Genomic DNA, 15,410 nt, shown 5'->3' on the forward strand with positions numbered 1-15,410 from the left:
GTGGCTTCAACCAGTGACTGGCTCAAACTCCGTGAACGCAGTCCAAGCTACTCGTTCGTGTCTTTTCCAGCCGTTCGTCGGCTGCCGGTGCGGCTGGCCAGTGTCCCCTCACGTCGCCCCTTCTTCTCATGAGGGATTTCGATATAGGGGTCACGGAACTTCGGCGCCGGTTCGACGGCCTGCGGTTCGGTGACGACCTCCTCCTCATCGTCGTATTCGTGACCGAACTGTTCGTCCCCGCCTTGGCGGCGTTCGACCTCTTCGGGCGGCAGCACCTTCTTCCAGCGGCGCATGCGCACCCGCGGCAGAATGCCTGCGTCCTCGCGCAGCGCTCGCATGAGGGCGTAGATCTGGAAGTAGGCGATGATGAAGAACGGCAGACCGACGAGGATGATCGTCGACTGCAGTGCCTCGAGTCCACCGGAGCCTGAGAACACCAGCAGTGCCGCGGTGACGACGGCGACGGCTAGGGCCCAGAAGATGCGCTGCGGCAGCGGGTTGAAGTCCTCGTGGCCGTTGTTCATCGTGTCGACGACGAGCGCTGCGGAATCCACCGAGGTGACGAAGAAGATCACCACGAGCACGATTGCGATCACCGACACGGGTCCGGCCAGCGGGTAGTGGTCGAGGAATGCGAACAGCGCTCCCGGAATGTCTCCCTGATCGACGACTCGGTCGACCAGTCCCCCGCCCTGGTTGAACTCGATGTCGAAGGAGGCGTAGCCGAAGATGCCGAACCACAGGATCGAGAAGGCCGAGGGAATAGCGAGCACGCCGATGACGAACTGGCGGATGGTACGTCCGCGGGAGATGCGAGCGATGAAGATGCCGACGAAGGGTGACCAGGTGATCGTCCAGGCCCAGTAGAAGACGGTCCACGTATTCTGCCAGCCGGTGTTGGCGAACGTGTCGTTCCACAGTGCGAGTTCGGGCAGCTGGTGGATGTAGGTGCCGAAGGATTCGAAGACGCCCTTGGCCATGAACAGCGTCGGGCCGAAGACGACGATGAAGATGAGCAGTAGTACGGCCATGACGATATTGAGGTTCGACAGGACCTTGATGCCTTTGTCGAGGCCGAGAGAGACCGAGATCGTGGCCAGCCCGCAGACGACGCCGATGATGATCAGCTGCCACAGGGCGTTCTCCGGAACGCCGATGACCTGAGCGAGTCCGCCGTTGATCTGCAGCGTGCCCAGACCGATCGAGACTGCGATTCCGAAGACGGTGCCGATGATGGCGACGACGTCGATGGTCTTGCCGATAGGACCGTGGATCTTCTCACCGAGGATGGGCTGGAAGATCGAGCTCACCCGCGGCGGCAGGTTCCGCTTGTGGATGAAGTAGGCGAAGCACAGCGCGGGCAGGGTGAAGATCGCCCAGGTGTGCAGGGTGAAGTGGTAGTACGTGAAGTTCATGGCGTCGACCGCGGCGGCGGGCGTTCCCGCTTCGATACCGAGGGATCCGCGCGGCGGGTCGCCGAAGTGGCTGACGGGTTCAGCGACACCCCAGAACATGAGGATCGAACCGATGCCGGCGGCGAAGAGCATGGCAAACCATGCACCGTTGGAGTGCTCCGGCGGTTCGTCATCGGGACCGAGCTTCGCTCGCCCATACCGGGAGGCAGCGATGTAGATGAGGAATGCGACGAAGACTGTGACGCCGAGGATGTAGAACCATCCGAGGTTGGTCAGCAGCCAATCCGAGGCGACAGAGACGCCGGCGTCGAGCTGGTCGGTGAAGAAGATCGTCCCGAGGACGAAGATGATGATCACGGCCGCGGAGGAGAAGAAGATGGCCGGGTTGGTTCGGAGTCGAAGTGCGTCGTGCAATTTATCGAGCATGGCGTACCTTCCGTAGGGATGTTGGCGTCCACACTACAGAAGCATCAATTAATTTCAACAGAATCGCTTGTCACGAACCCGTCTCACTGCGCTCCTGGCCAACCCCTGGCCGAGGCGGCCCTCCCCTATGTTCGTCCCGTTCATCTGCGGTACCCGGAAGTCCGATTACAACGAGACGGTGCCCGAACCTTGTTGGGTTCGGGCACCGTCTCCTCTGCCTCAGGCAGCTCTCACACCTCCTGGGTGAGACGTGTCAGTGTTTCGGCGCGTCAGGGTCTCCACCGTCGTCGAGAGGATCCACCCGTCCGTCGTTCTGAACGTATGGATCTCGCGGGCCGCGCCGGTCAGCACGAGGGTCGTAGTCCTCGGCCAACGGTTCCTCAGCATGAGGACGGGTTCCGCTCTCTGGCGGTTGCTGGTCAGCACGCACGTCCTGCTGTGCGTAGGGATCTCGGCGCACGAACTCCTGCGGGCCAGACTGGTCCGGCCGGGGCGCATCCTGCCGAACAGGCTGTTCGGGATAGCCGCCATTCCGCTGAGCGGGCGGGTCCTGCCGAGGCACATTCTGCTGAACGGGCTGGTCGTGGCGGACGTCGTTACGCTGGACCGGATCGTCAGGGCGATGTCCGCTCTGTTGCGTGTACTGATCGCGTTGCGGATCGGTCTGGTCAGCTGGCGGTTGCTGACGGGCGTCATTCTGCTGTGCATGCTCGTCATGCCGAGGGGGATTCGCCTGAACCTGCTCGTCGTGCCGCGGTGTGTTCTGCTGTGCAGCATCGTCGCCACGGTACTCATTTCGGTCGACTGCAGAAGCTCCATGGGCCCCAGCCGCGGCCGCCCCCGCAGCACCGGTGCCGTCTGCACGACGGGTGTCCCCCGCGTTTTCCGGCGTGTCCGGATCCAGTTCGTCAGCACGCTGCAGCTTGCGATCGTGCTCGACGCGTTCAGCTTTAACGGCCTCTTCGCGTTTCGCTGCCTCGGAATCCAGCTGCTCGGCCTCTGCCGCCTGACGATCAGCCTCGGCAGCACGAGCGTCAGCCTCAGCCTTTGCGCGCTTTGCCTCTGCTCTCTGTTTCTCGACTTCGGCCTCTCGCGCACGAACATCATGTTCGGACTCGGCAGCCTCCTGCCGAATCTGCGCGGCCTCTTGCCGCTGGTGTTCGCGCTTCTTCGCTGCCGCCTTGCGGCTGACTGCGATGATGATCCCGACGATGATCAGGACCACGACGATGGCGACGACGATCCAGATGATGGTTGATGCGTTCATGCGGTCTCTCCCTTGCTGTCTATTCGGATGTCGCTATTCACTTGCATCCGGCGCAGCGGACAGCTTCATCGTGACACGCAACACATCTATCGACAAGCATTTGGACTTCGGAGGGAGTTCGCGCCTCCAACTATCCGGACGGATCTATTCGGTGGGCCACCGGCTTGATGGCCGTCATTTGGTCGCTGGGCCGAACGTCAGATCGGATTGCCGCGAACCATCAGTTCCATGACGATCCATTTGGCGAGAGTCTCCGGGTCGACTTCGAGCATATGGGGCATCCGCAGCGTCCGCCGGCGGTCGGGAGTATCTGGAGTTCTGATGCTCACGTCGATATACGAGCTGACGTTGACCTTGGTGATGTGGACTTCGAGGATGCGCGCCCACGGCACGCCACCTTCAGGGAAACCGTCAACAGCAGCCCAGAGACCGAAGTCAGTGACGGTCACTTGTGGTGCGGGCGGCCCGGTCCACCGTAGTCCAAGGAAGCCAACAGGATTGCGCAGAAACTGCTTCGCCCGGTTGAACCCGATTGCGACCTCACCGTCGCGAGCAAGTTCGGCCTTAAGAACGTCAATTGTCTTCATCTCCATCCCTTCCCTCCTCCCCTAATTACTACCTGACGGGGGCGCAGCAACCCCGCGCCAGGTAGCAGCACCCCCATCAGGTAGTAATAAGCACCGGCAGCACACCCACACACGAACACAAACAACACACCCATGCGTGAATACAGTAATGGCCCCGCCCAACACAGTCGGACGAGACCATCACCTTAAAAAATATTGCGGCAGTCACTTACTCTCCCACAACCACCAAGTTGCAGTACCATCAGCGCGAATGGGCTTAGCTACCGGGATCGGAACGGTTAACCGGGCGTTTCCCCACCACTATCACCACCGCAAAACCAACAAACCACACACACCCAAAACGTTTGGGTGGTAGTGGTCCAAGAACCGCACAGCGAACGCGAACACCAAAAACTATGTCATGCACACCCCACAAAACGGGGCGCATTCTCTCATCACAACCAGAAAAGACTACTCATAGAAACATTCTTCGCACACACCAACCCCACATTGGAATGGTTGATGAGTGATCGGTGTATTAGTACCAGTCAACTCCACACCTTACAGTGCTTCCATACCCGGCCTATCAACCCCATCATCTATAGGACACCTCCCCTGACACAAGGTCAGTTGGAAATCTCATCTCGGAGCCGGCTTCCCGCTTAGATGCTTTCAGCGGTTATCCATCCCGAACGTAGCCAACCAGCCATGCTCCTGGCGGAACAACTGGCACACCAGAGGTTCGTCCGTCCCGGTCCTCTCGTACTAAGGACAGACCTCCACAAATTTCCTACGCACGCAGCGGATAGGGACCGAACTGTCTCACGACGTTCTAAACCCAGCTCGCGTACCGCTTTAATGGGCGAACAGCCCAACCCTTGGGACCGACTCCAGCCCCAGGATGCGACGAGCCGACATCGAGGTGCCAAACCATGCCGTCGATATGGACTCTTGGGCAAGATCAGCCTGTTATCCCCGAGGTACCTTTTATCCGTTGAGCGACCACGCTTCCACAAGCCATGGCCGGGTCACTAGTCCCAGCTTTCGCTCCTGCTCGACACGTCCGTCTCACAGTCAAGCTCCCTTGTGCACTTACACTCGACACCTGATTGCCAACCAGGCTGAGGGAACCTTTGGGCGCCTCCGTTACTCTTTAGGAGGCAACCGCCCCAGTTAAACTACCCATCAGGCACTGTCCCTGAACCCGATCAGGGTCCGAAGTTAAGGAATCCACTATGGTCAGAGTGGTATTTCACCGATCGACTCCACCCCAACTAGCGTCAGGGCTTCCCAGTCTTCCACCTATCCTACACAAACCACACCGAATCCCAATACCAAACTATAGTGAAGGTCTCGGGGTCTTTCCGTCCTGCTGCGCGTAACGAGCATCTTTACTCGTAATGCAATTTCGCCGAGTTCGTGGTTGAGACAGCAGAGAAGTCGTTACGCCATTCGTGCAGGTCGGAACTTACCCGACAAGGAATTTCGCTACCTTAGGATGGTTATAGTTACCACCGCCGTTTACTGGGGCTTAAATTCTCCGCTTCACCCTTACGGGTTAACAGGTCCTCTTAACCTTCCAGCACCGGGCAGGCGTCAGTCCGTATACATCGACTTACATCTTCGCACGGACCTGTGTTTTTAATAAACAGTCGCTTCTCTCTGGCCTCTGCGACCACCACCAGCACATCCCCACGCATGGTGGGTTCACCGGGATGGTCCCCCTTCTCCCGAAGTTACGGGGGCATTTTGCCGAGTTCCTTAACCACGATTCTCTCGATCACCTTAGTATTCTCTACTCGACCACCTGTGTCGGTTATAGGGTACGGGCAACACACACCCTCACGTCGATGCTTTTCTCGGCAGCAGAGGATCACCAGATCACCCCACCAATGTGGGGCGCCCATCAGCTCTCACACTCTATGCGGGGACGGATTTACCTACCCCCACGTGCTACAACCTTAGACCGTGACTACCATCGCACGGCCTGGCTACCTTTCTGCGTCACACCTCACGCTTACCGACTCCACACTCAGGTCCCACCCGCAACCCCAACATCAAGTCCGAAGACTCAAAGGAGGAATTGGATGGTTAGTATCGTGTGTTTTGGTACTGTCGGTTGTGTGTCGGTACCAGAATATCAACTGGTTGTCCATCGACTACGCCTGTCGGCCTCGCCTTAGGTCCCGACTTACCCAGGGCGGATTAGCCTAGCCCTGGAACCCTTGGTCATCCGGTGGACGGGTTTCTCACCCGTCTTTCGCTACTCATGCCTGCATTCTCACTCGAATCGCCTCCACCACTCGTTCACACGGCAGCTTCTCCGGCAACTCGACGCTCCCCTACCCAACACCACACCATTACGGCGATTGTGGTGCTGCCACAACTTCGGCGGTGTACTTAGCCCCGCTACATTATCGGCGCTCAATCACTTGACCAGTGAGCTATTACGCACTCTTTCAAGGGTGGCTGCTTCTAAGCCAACCTCCTGGTTGTCTTCGCAACTGAACATCCTTTCCCACTGAGCACACGCTTAGGGGCCTTAGTTGATGGTCTGGGCTGTTTCCCTCTCGACAATGAAGCTTATCCCCCACTGTCTCACTGCCACGCTGAACCTTGACTGGCATTCGGAGTTTAGTTGACGTCAGTAACCCGGTAGGGCCCATCAGCCATCCAGTAGCTCTACCTCCAGCAAGAACCACGCAACGCTGCACCTAAATGCATTTCGGGGAGAACCAGCTATCACAGAGTTTGATTGGCCTTTCACCCCTAACCACAGGTCATCCCCTCCATTTTCAACTGAAGTGGGTGCGGGCCTCCACGCGCTCTTACACACGCTTCACCCTGCCCATGGCTAGATCACTCCGCTTCGGGTCTAGGACACGCGACTAGGATCGCCCTATTCGGACTCGCTTTCGCTACGGCTACCCCACACGGGTTAACCTCGCCACGCACCGCTAACTCGCAGGCTCATTCTTCAAAAGGCACGCCATCACAGTCATCTAGATACTGCTCTGACGGATTGTAAGCACATGGTTTCAGGTACTCTTTCACTCCCCTCCCGGGGTACTTTTCACCATTCCCTCACGGTACTTATCCGCTATCGGTCATCAGGAAGTATTTAGCCTTACCAGGTGGTCCTGGCAGATTCACACGAAATTCCACGAGTTCCGTGCTACTCGGGCATGCACACACTGCGAACAGTTGACGTTTCGTCTACGGGACTCTCACCCACTCCGGTCCTGTTTCCCACCAGGTTCGACTACACCAACAACACTCACAGACCGGCCATGCTGGACCGGACCACGTACACCCCACAACACCCCTGCAGCAACACCAGCACGCTTGACACTGCACAGGTTTAGGCTCATCCAGTTTCGCTCGCCACTACTCCCGGAATCATTGTTATTTTCTCTTCCTGCGGGTACTGAGATGTTTCACTTCCCCGCGTTCCCTCCACATGCCCTATATATTCAGACACGGGTCACCACCCTCACGAGTGGCGGGGTTTCCCCATTCGGAGACCCTCGGATCAACGCCTGTTTATCGGCTCCCCGAGGCTTATCGCAGATTTCCACGTCCTTCATCGGCTCCTGATGCCAAGGCATCCACCATGCGCTCTTACACACTCACCCAACCCCCAAAAAGGGACCGGCTTCATGTGCGCGAAAAATAAGTGTTTCATTCACCTTAACTAGATGATGACAAGAAAAATCACATTACATAAACACCACAAAAAATGTGGTGTTTGATGCTCGCGTCCACTATACGATTCTCAAACCACTACCAAACACCGGCCACCACACACCCACACTGTGGCTGCCTGTTGGTCGGGTTGGTCCTGTTGGTTGAAACCACACCCACACAATCGTGTGGGGTTTGTGATTCCAGGACCCAATAACGTGTTCGTTCTAGCCCACCCGATCACTCACCGCACCCGGGGCATTGACCCCAGCCGGGCTGTGTGGGCGAGCGGAAGAAGTGATGTTCCACCCTTGAGCTCTCATGATGACCACAGACGGGTCATGCCATGAGGATCTTAATGTGTGCTCCTTAGAAAGGAGGTGATCCAGCCGCACCTTCCGGTACGGCTACCTTGTTACGACTTAGTCCCAATCACCAGTCCCACCTTAGACGGCCCCCTCCCACAAGTGGGTTGGGACACCGGCTTCGGGTGTTACCGACTTTCGTGACTTGACGGGCGGTGTGTACAAGGCCCGGGAACGTATTCACCGCAGCGTTGCTGATCTGCGATTACTAGCGACTCCGACTTCACGTAGTCGAATTGCAGACTACGATCCGAACTGAGACTGGCTTTAAGGGATTCGCTTACCCTCACGGGTTCGCCTCTCTCTGTACCAGCCATTGTAGCATGCGTGAAGCCCAAGACATAAAGGGCATGATGATTTGACGTCATCCCCACCTTCCTCCGAGTTGACCCCGGCAGTCTCCTATGAGTTCCCACCATCACGTGCTGGCAACATAGAACGAGGGTTGCGCTCGTTGCGGGACTTAACCCAACATCTCACGACACGAGCTGACGACAACCATGCACCACCTGTACACCAGCTCCAAAGAGAAGAACTGTTTCCAGAACGGTCCAGTGTATGTCAAGCCTTGGTAAGGTTCTTCGCGTTGCATCGAATTAATCCGCATGCTCCGCCGCTTGTGCGGGCCCCCGTCAATTCCTTTGAGTTTTAGCCTTGCGACCGTACTCCCCAGGCGGGGCACTTAATGCGTTAGCTACGGCGCGGAGAACGTGGAATGTCCCCCACACCTAGTGCCCAACGTTTACGGCATGGACTACCAGGGTATCTAATCCTGTTCGCTCCCCATGCTTTCGCTCCTCAGTGTCAGTTACAGCCCAGAGTCCCGCCTTCGCCACCGGTGTTCCTCCTGATATCTGCGCATTTCACCGCTACACCAGGAATTCCAGACTCCCCTACTGCACTCTAGTCAGCCCGTACCCACTGCACGCGCAACGTTAAGCGTTGCGTTTCCACAGCAGACGTGACCAACCACCTACGAGCTCTTTACGCCCAATAATTCCGGACAACGCTCGTACCCTACGTATTACCGCGGCTGCTGGCACGTAGTTAGCCGGTACTTCTTCTGCAGGTACCGTCACTCTCGCTTCTTCCCTGCTGAAAGCGGTTTACAACCCGAAGGCCGTCATCCCGCACGCTGCGTCGCTGCATCAGGGTTTCCCCCATTGTGCAATATTCCCCACTGCTGCCTCCCGTAGGAGTCTGGGCCGTGTCTCAGTCCCAGTGTGGCCGGTCGCCCTCTCAGGCCGGCTACCCGTCGTCGCCTTGGTAGGCCATTACCCCACCAACAAGCTGATAGGCCGCGAGCCCATCCCCGATCGAAAAACTTTCCACCAACCCTCATGCAAGGATTGGTCGTATCCGGTATTAGACCCAGTTTCCCAGGCTTATCCCGAAATCAGGGGCAGGTTACTCACGTGTTACTCACCCGTTCGCCACTCATCCACCAACAGCAAGCTGTCAGCTTCAGCGTTCGACTTGCATGTGTTAAGCACGCAGCCAGCGTTCGTCCTGAGCCAGGATCAAACTCTCCATAAAAAACTTTATGTTACGAATGAATCCCAGCAAGACAGCCAACCCCTCACGGGGTGAGAAGATTGACCAAAAAATACTGACCAAACACACCATCCACCCATGTGATGCGAGAGGTTCGGCGAAGAACCACCCACCACAGGTGAACCAATGTTTGGCCAGGTGATTGTCTTACCAGAAATATTAAATGTTCTGGCATCACAACTTGTTCAAACAAACACGCTATTGGATTCTCAAACCACAAACACACACCCATCACCACACCACACAAATACGCAGCATGTTCACTGGGGGTATCAGTTTCATTTTGTGTCACCCACCCGGTGTCCTGAACCCTTGGACCAAACCGTGTTTGTCCTGGTCAGACCCGGTGGAAACTCTGTCTCAGTGACAGTGTTTCCGGCGGGGCAACGAGATATAACTCTAGACCACCCCAGAGCCACCGTGCAAATCCAAAACCGACTTTCTCCACGTGACACCCACCACACAGCTCGCAGTGCTCAACGATGTCCCCTTGCAGAGAGGCCGGCCGCTCCCCAGCCCTTGCACCAATCGAGCCCGAATGCCGCGCGATTCAGCTGCCCGGGCGGATAGCTTTGCGCAGGCGTGCGAGCTGCTCGTCGATGACGGCACCCACCTCGGTGATCTCTGCCCGTCGGATCCCCCGTACCACAGCCCGCGTCCTCCACCCCTCGACTGCGCTCACGACCTCATTGAGCACAGACACTGCAGTCGGCTTCGTCAGATGGCAGAGAGAGGCGAATTCGAGCAGCGCCTCGGCTTCGGTCTCCGCAGACACGACGCCATTGATCGCTGTCTGCCGTTCGACCGCGGGTTCCGGTTCCGGGTTGATGTCGAAAGCCGGGCTCAGCTGCCATCCCGCGTCCGCCCGTATGAAGCCATGGTTACGCAAATGATCATCCGTATTGTGCAGTGCAACTGAGAATGCCACTCGGCGAAACAGTTCCGCACAGTCGCTGCGCCAGCGCCGGCTGTGGTCCTCGATAGCTTCGACGATATCGAGATAGTCACCGGCTTCTCCGTCTCGATGCCCGGTTGCTGTCATCGCACTCATATATCCGATCCGACGGTCAGCCGTGCGATCGAATCTCTGCAGAAGGAGCACGGATCTCTCGTCGATGCTCAGCAACCGAGATTCAGTGGTGTCGATTCCGGCCCTCCGGGCGAGTTCGAGTGCCAGGCTCTCCCACGCGATAACGTCTCGATCGTCGCCGGGTCGGGAGAACTTCGCAATTGACAGCCGTCCCTCATCGTCCGCCACAGATGCTTTGGGCCGCGCCCCTCCCAGAGACCCTGTCCCAGCGTCAAGAAGGCGTTTCACAGCCGTGCCCGACCCTTCTGCGGCCCCATCGGCAGCCCGCTGCAGTTCGGGCAGGGAAAGCAGCTTCGGTACTCGGCTCAAAGGGTTGAGGAAGTCGTCGTCGGCAGCACGACGAAACCGCAGAGCTCCCTGTCGAGTGCGATCGCTGACTCCGAGTAGGAAGTCGATGTCTGTCAGACGCCGGTCACGGACGAAGCCGTCGGCGACCTGCCGCCGATGCTCCTTCGCCACGAGATTGCGACCCCATCGGTCAGGAGAACAGTCGGCGAATGCCCCCGGAAGACCGGGCACGTTGAACGGGACCGTCGACAGTGGGAGCTCTGGGTCGACGGAATAGGCCCATCGAGCTCCCACATACTCATCGGAGTATTTGAACGTCGTCGAGATACGCCCCCGTGCGATGTGGAAATACGCAATACCGACTAATACCGCCGTTCCTCCATGGTCCATCTCAACCCGGATCTGCTCACTCATCGACGAACCCTGTCTGGAAGCGTTTCAGCAGAACGCAGTCTGCCGACATCGGTGCTCAAAGGATCGAACGAGGCGGACACGTGGTCGAGCTGCCCCAGTGCTTGCATAACCGACATCACTGCGCCGATTGAGACTCCTGCATCACCCCGTTCGACTTTCTGGAGCGTCGATCGAGAGATGCCTGCCCGCTCCGCGACTTCGACAGCCTTGAGCGACTGCATGAGTCGCCACCGACGAATCGAGGATCCGATCTCGGTGAGACGGCGATCCACCTGGCGAGTGACGCTCATTTTGGCTCCTTATGAGTGCAATAAACACCATATGATTCATTAACGACTAAAATACGCGTCATTAGACTACCCGGCAATGTTGATTTCGGGAGGATCGGTGGCCGGCTGCTGTCCGGTTGGACTCCACAAGATCTCTGAACGTCCGTGAGAACACCACTCTCAGTTGGCCGGCGACGAGCCGGAGGTTACACGAATGGCCCCGTCCGACTCCCCCTGAGAGTCGTACGAGACCATTTACTACCTGACGGGGGCGCAGCAACCCCGCGCCAGGCAGCAGTACCCCCGTCAGGTAGTAATAAGCACGCCCAACGCTTTCGTTCGTGAATACAGTAATGGCCCCGCCCAACACAGTCGGACGAGGCCATCACCACTAAAAAATATTGCGGCAGTCACTTACTCTCCCACAACCACCAAGTTGCAGTACCATCAGCGCGAATGGGCTTAGCTACCGGGATCGGAACGGTTAACCGGGCGTTTCCCCACCACTATCACCACCGCAAAACCAACAAACCACCACCACAACCCCACAAAAACAGAGTTGTCAGCGGTAGTGGTCCAAGAACCGCACAGCGAACGCGAACACCAAAACTTATGCAACATGCACACCCGAGAGTGTGAACTCTTCAAGCCATCCTAGAAAAAACAAAACATCTTTCCGCACACACCAACCCCACTAAAGGGAAAAAGTTGATGAGTGATCGGTGTATTAGTACCAGTCAACTCCACACCTTACAGTGCTTCCATACCCGGCCTATCAACCCCATCATCTATAGGACACCTCCCCTGACAAAAGTCAGTTGGAAATCTCATCTCGGAGCCGGCTTCCCGCTTAGATGCTTTCAGCGGTTATCCATCCCGAACGTAGCCAACCAGCCATGCTCCTGGCGGAACAACTGGCACACCAGAGGTTCGTCCGTCCCGGTCCTCTCGTACTAAGGACAGACCTCCACAAATTTCCTACGCACGCAGCGGATAGGGACCGAACTGTCTCACGACGTTCTAAACCCAGCTCGCGTACCGCTTTAATGGGCGAACAGCCCAACCCTTGGGACCGACTCCAGCCCCAGGATGCGACGAGCCGACATCGAGGTGCCAAACCATGCCGTCGATATGGACTCTTGGGCAAGATCAGCCTGTTATCCCCGAGGTACCTTTTATCCGTTGAGCGACCACGCTTCCACAAGCCATGGCCGGGTCACTAGTCCCAGCTTTCGCTCCTGCTCGACACGTCCGTCTCACAGTCAAGCTCCCTTGTGCACTTACACTCGACACCTGATTGCCAACCAGGCTGAGGGAACCTTTGGGCGCCTCCGTTACTCTTTAGGAGGCAACCGCCCCAGTTAAACTACCCATCAGGCACTGTCCCTGAACCCGATCAGGGTCCGAAGTTAAGGAATCCACTATGGTCAGAGTGGTATTTCACCGATCGACTCCACCCCAACTAGCGTCAGGGCTTCCCAGTCTTCCACCTATCCTACACAAACCACACCGAATCCCAATACCAAACTATAGTGAAGGTCTCGGGGTCTTTCCGTCCTGCTGCGCGTAACGAGCATCTTTACTCGTAATGCAATTTCGCCGAGTTCGTGGTTGAGACAGCAGAGAAGTCGTTACGCCATTCGTGCAGGTCGGAACTTACCCGACAAGGAATTTCGCTACCTTAGGATGGTTATAGTTACCACCGCCGTTTACTGGGGCTTAAATTCTCCGCTTCACCCTTACGGGTTAACAGGTCCTCTTAACCTTCCAGCACCGGGCAGGCGTCAGTCCGTATACATCGACTTACATCTTCGCACGGACCTGTGTTTTTAATAAACAGTCGCTTCTCTCTGGCCTCTGCGACCACCACCAGCACATCCCCACGCATGGTGGGTTCACCGGGATGGTCCCCCTTCTCCCGAAGTTACGGGGGCATTTTGCCGAGTTCCTTAACCACGATTCTCTCGATCACCTTAGTATTCTCTACTCGACCACCTGTGTCGGTTATAGGGTACGGGCAACACACACCCTCACGTCGATGCTTTTCTCGGCAGCAGAGGATCACCAGATCACCCCACCAATGTGGGGCGCCCATCAGCTCTCACACTCTATGCGGGGACGGATTTACCTACCCCCACGTGCTACAACCTTAGACCGTGACTACCATCGCACGGCCTGGCTACCTTTCTGCGTCACACCTCACGCTTACCGACTCCACACTCAGGTCCCACCCGCAACCCCAACATCAAGTCCGAAGACTCAAAGGAGGAATTGGATGGTTAGTATCGTGTGTTTTGGTACTGTCGGTTGTGTGTCGGTACCAGAATATCAACTGGTTGTCCATCGACTACGCCTGTCGGCCTCGCCTTAGGTCCCGACTTACCCAGGGCGGATTAGCCTAGCCCTGGAACCCTTGGTCATCCGGTGGACGGGTTTCTCACCCGTCTTTCGCTACTCATGCCTGCATTCTCACTCGAATCGCCTCCACCACTCGTTCACACGGCAGCTTCTCCGGCAACTCGACGCTCCCCTACCCAACACCACACCATTACGGCGATTGTGGTGCTGCCACAACTTCGGCGGTGTACTTAGCCCCGCTACATTATCGGCGCTCAATCACTTGACCAGTGAGCTATTACGCACTCTTTCAAGGGTGGCTGCTTCTAAGCCAACCTCCTGGTTGTCTTCGCAACTGAACATCCTTTCCCACTGAGCACACGCTTAGGGGCCTTAGTTGATGGTCTGGGCTGTTTCCCTCTCGACAATGAAGCTTATCCCCCACTGTCTCACTGCCACGCTGAACCTTGACTGGCATTCGGAGTTTAGTTGACGTCAGTAACCCGGTAGGGCCCATCAGCCATCCAGTAGCTCTACCTCCAGCAAGAACCACGCAACGCTGCACCTAAATGCATTTCGGGGAGAACCAGCTATCACAGAGTTTGATTGGCCTTTCACCCCTAACCACAGGTCATCCCCTCCATTTTCAACTGAAGTGGGTGCGGGCCTCCACGCGCTCTTACACACGCTTCACCCTGCCCATGGCTAGATCACTCCGCTTCGGGTCTAGGACACGCGACTAGGATCGCCCTATTCGGACTCGCTTTCGCTACGGCTACCCCACACGGGTTAACCTCGCCACGCACCGCTAACTCGCAGGCTCATTCTTCAAAAGGCACGCCATCACAGTCATCTAGATACTGCTCTGACGGATTGTAAGCACATGGTTTCAGGTACTCTTTCACTCCCCTCCCGGGGTACTTTTCACCATTCCCTCACGGTACTAAATCCGCTATCGGTCATCAGGAAGTATTTAGCCTTACCAGGTGGTCCTGGCAGATTCACACGAAATTCCACGAGTTCCGTGCTACTCGGGCATGCACACACTGCGAACAGTTGACGTTTCGTCTACGGGACTCTCACCCACTCCGGTCCTGTTTCCCACCAGGTTCGACTACACCAACAACACTCACAGACCGGCCATGCTGGACCGGACCACGTACACCCCACAACACCCCTGCAGCAACACCAGCACGCTTGACACTGCACAGGTTTAGGCTCATCCAGTTTCGCTCGCCACTACTCCCGGAATCATTGTTATTTTCTCTTCCTGCGGGTACTGAGATGTTTCACTTCCCCGCGTTCCCTCCACATGCCCTATATATTCAGACACGGGTCACCACCCTCACGAGTGGCGGGGTTTCCCCATTCGGAGACCCTCGGATCAACGCCTGTTTATCGGCTCCCCGAGGCTTATCGCAGATTTCCACGTCCTTCATCGGCTCCTGATGCCAAGGCATCCACCATGCGCTCTTACACACTCACCCAACCCCCAAAAAGGGACCAGCTTCATGTGCGCGAAAAATAAGTGTTTCATTCACCTTAACTAGATGATGACAAGAAAAATCACATTACATAAACACCACACAAAAATGGTGTTTGATGCTCGCGTCCACTATACGATTCTCAAACCACTACCAAACACCCACCACCACACACCCACACTGTGGCTGCCTGTTGGTCGGGTTGGTCCTGTTGGTTGAAACCACACCCACACAATCGTGTGGGGTTTGTG

General features: G+C 56.9%; 5 protein-coding genes and 5 rRNA genes. 1 reads left to right on the forward strand and 9 read right to left on the reverse strand.

All coding sequences use genetic code 11. From position 1 onward, the window contains the following. Positions 1–47 precede the first annotated feature (47 nt). Positions 48–1,841, reverse strand: coding sequence for a BCCT family transporter (locus ACOZ9V_RS11365; RefSeq protein ID WP_434590052.1), 1,794 nt, complete (start codon positions 1,839–1,841; stop codon positions 48–50). Positions 1,842–2,226: 385 nt separating this feature from the next. Here ACOZ9V_RS11365 and ACOZ9V_RS11370 point away from each other — a divergent pair, with 385 nt between their 5' ends. Then, positions 2,227–3,099, forward strand: a complete 873-nt coding sequence (locus tag ACOZ9V_RS11370) for a hypothetical protein (RefSeq protein ID WP_434590055.1) — start codon at positions 2,227–2,229, stop codon at positions 3,097–3,099. 206 nt (positions 3,100–3,305) lie between these two features. Here the strand turns inward: ACOZ9V_RS11370 and ACOZ9V_RS11375 are convergent, their stop codons facing one another. From ACOZ9V_RS11375 to ACOZ9V_RS11410, 8 genes are all read right to left on the reverse strand, one after another. Continuing rightward, positions 3,306–3,701 carry a hypothetical protein gene (locus tag ACOZ9V_RS11375; RefSeq protein ID WP_434590058.1) on the reverse strand — a complete coding sequence of 132 codons (396 nt, stop codon included), beginning with the start codon at positions 3,699–3,701 and terminating at the stop codon, positions 3,306–3,308. A gap of 189 nt (positions 3,702–3,890) precedes the next feature. Next, positions 3,891–4,009: ribosomal RNA gene (rrf, locus tag ACOZ9V_RS11380) — 5S ribosomal RNA — on the reverse strand. 183 nt (positions 4,010–4,192) lie between these two features. Continuing rightward, a 23S ribosomal RNA gene (locus tag ACOZ9V_RS11385) occupies positions 4,193–7,309 on the reverse strand. A 422-nt stretch (positions 7,310–7,731) separates the two neighbouring features. After that, positions 7,732–9,259, reverse strand: a 16S ribosomal RNA gene (locus ACOZ9V_RS11390). The 16S, 23S and 5S rRNA genes sit together here, the layout of an rRNA operon. A 568-nt stretch (positions 9,260–9,827) precedes the next feature. Continuing rightward, positions 9,828–11,069, reverse strand: coding sequence for a type II toxin-antitoxin system HipA family toxin (locus tag ACOZ9V_RS11395; RefSeq protein ID WP_434590061.1), 1,242 nt, complete (start codon positions 11,067–11,069; stop codon positions 9,828–9,830). After that, the gene (locus ACOZ9V_RS11400) at positions 11,066–11,359 is read right to left on the reverse strand and encodes a helix-turn-helix domain-containing protein (RefSeq protein WP_264800642.1); all 294 of its coding nucleotides are present in this window, start codon (positions 11,357–11,359) and stop codon (positions 11,066–11,068) included. Before ACOZ9V_RS11400 ends, ACOZ9V_RS11395 begins: the two co-directional genes overlap by 4 nt. 380 nt (positions 11,360–11,739) lie before the next feature. After that, positions 11,740–11,858, reverse strand: a 5S ribosomal RNA gene (gene rrf, locus ACOZ9V_RS11405). A 187-nt stretch (positions 11,859–12,045) separates the two neighbouring features. Further along, positions 12,046–15,162 (reverse strand): 23S ribosomal RNA (locus ACOZ9V_RS11410). Between the last annotated feature and the right edge of the window lie 248 nt (positions 15,163–15,410).

The sequence above is a fragment of the Brevibacterium sp. 1718 genome (assembly GCF_051131255.1).
In the GTDB taxonomy this organism is placed as follows: Bacteria; Actinomycetota; Actinomycetes; order Actinomycetales; family Brevibacteriaceae; genus Brevibacterium; species Brevibacterium sediminis.

Bases quoted from the DNA above. Each gene is read 5' to 3' on its own strand.
- ACOZ9V_RS11400 (WP_264800642.1), bottom strand. From the start codon at position 11,359: ATGAGCGTCACTCGCCAGGTGGATCGCCGTCTCACCGAGATCGGATCC.
- ACOZ9V_RS11395 (WP_434590061.1), bottom strand. From the start codon at position 11,069: ATGAGTGAGCAGATCCGGGTTGAGATGGACCATGGAGGAACGGCGGTA.
- ACOZ9V_RS11365 (WP_434590052.1), bottom strand. From the start codon at position 1,841: ATGCTCGATAAATTGCACGACGCACTTCGACTCCGAACCAACCCGGCC.
- ACOZ9V_RS11375 (WP_434590058.1), bottom strand. From the start codon at position 3,701: ATGGAGATGAAGACAATTGACGTTCTTAAGGCCGAACTTGCTCGCGAC.
- ACOZ9V_RS11370 (WP_434590055.1), top strand. From the start codon at position 2,227: ATGAGGACGGGTTCCGCTCTCTGGCGGTTGCTGGTCAGCACGCACGTC.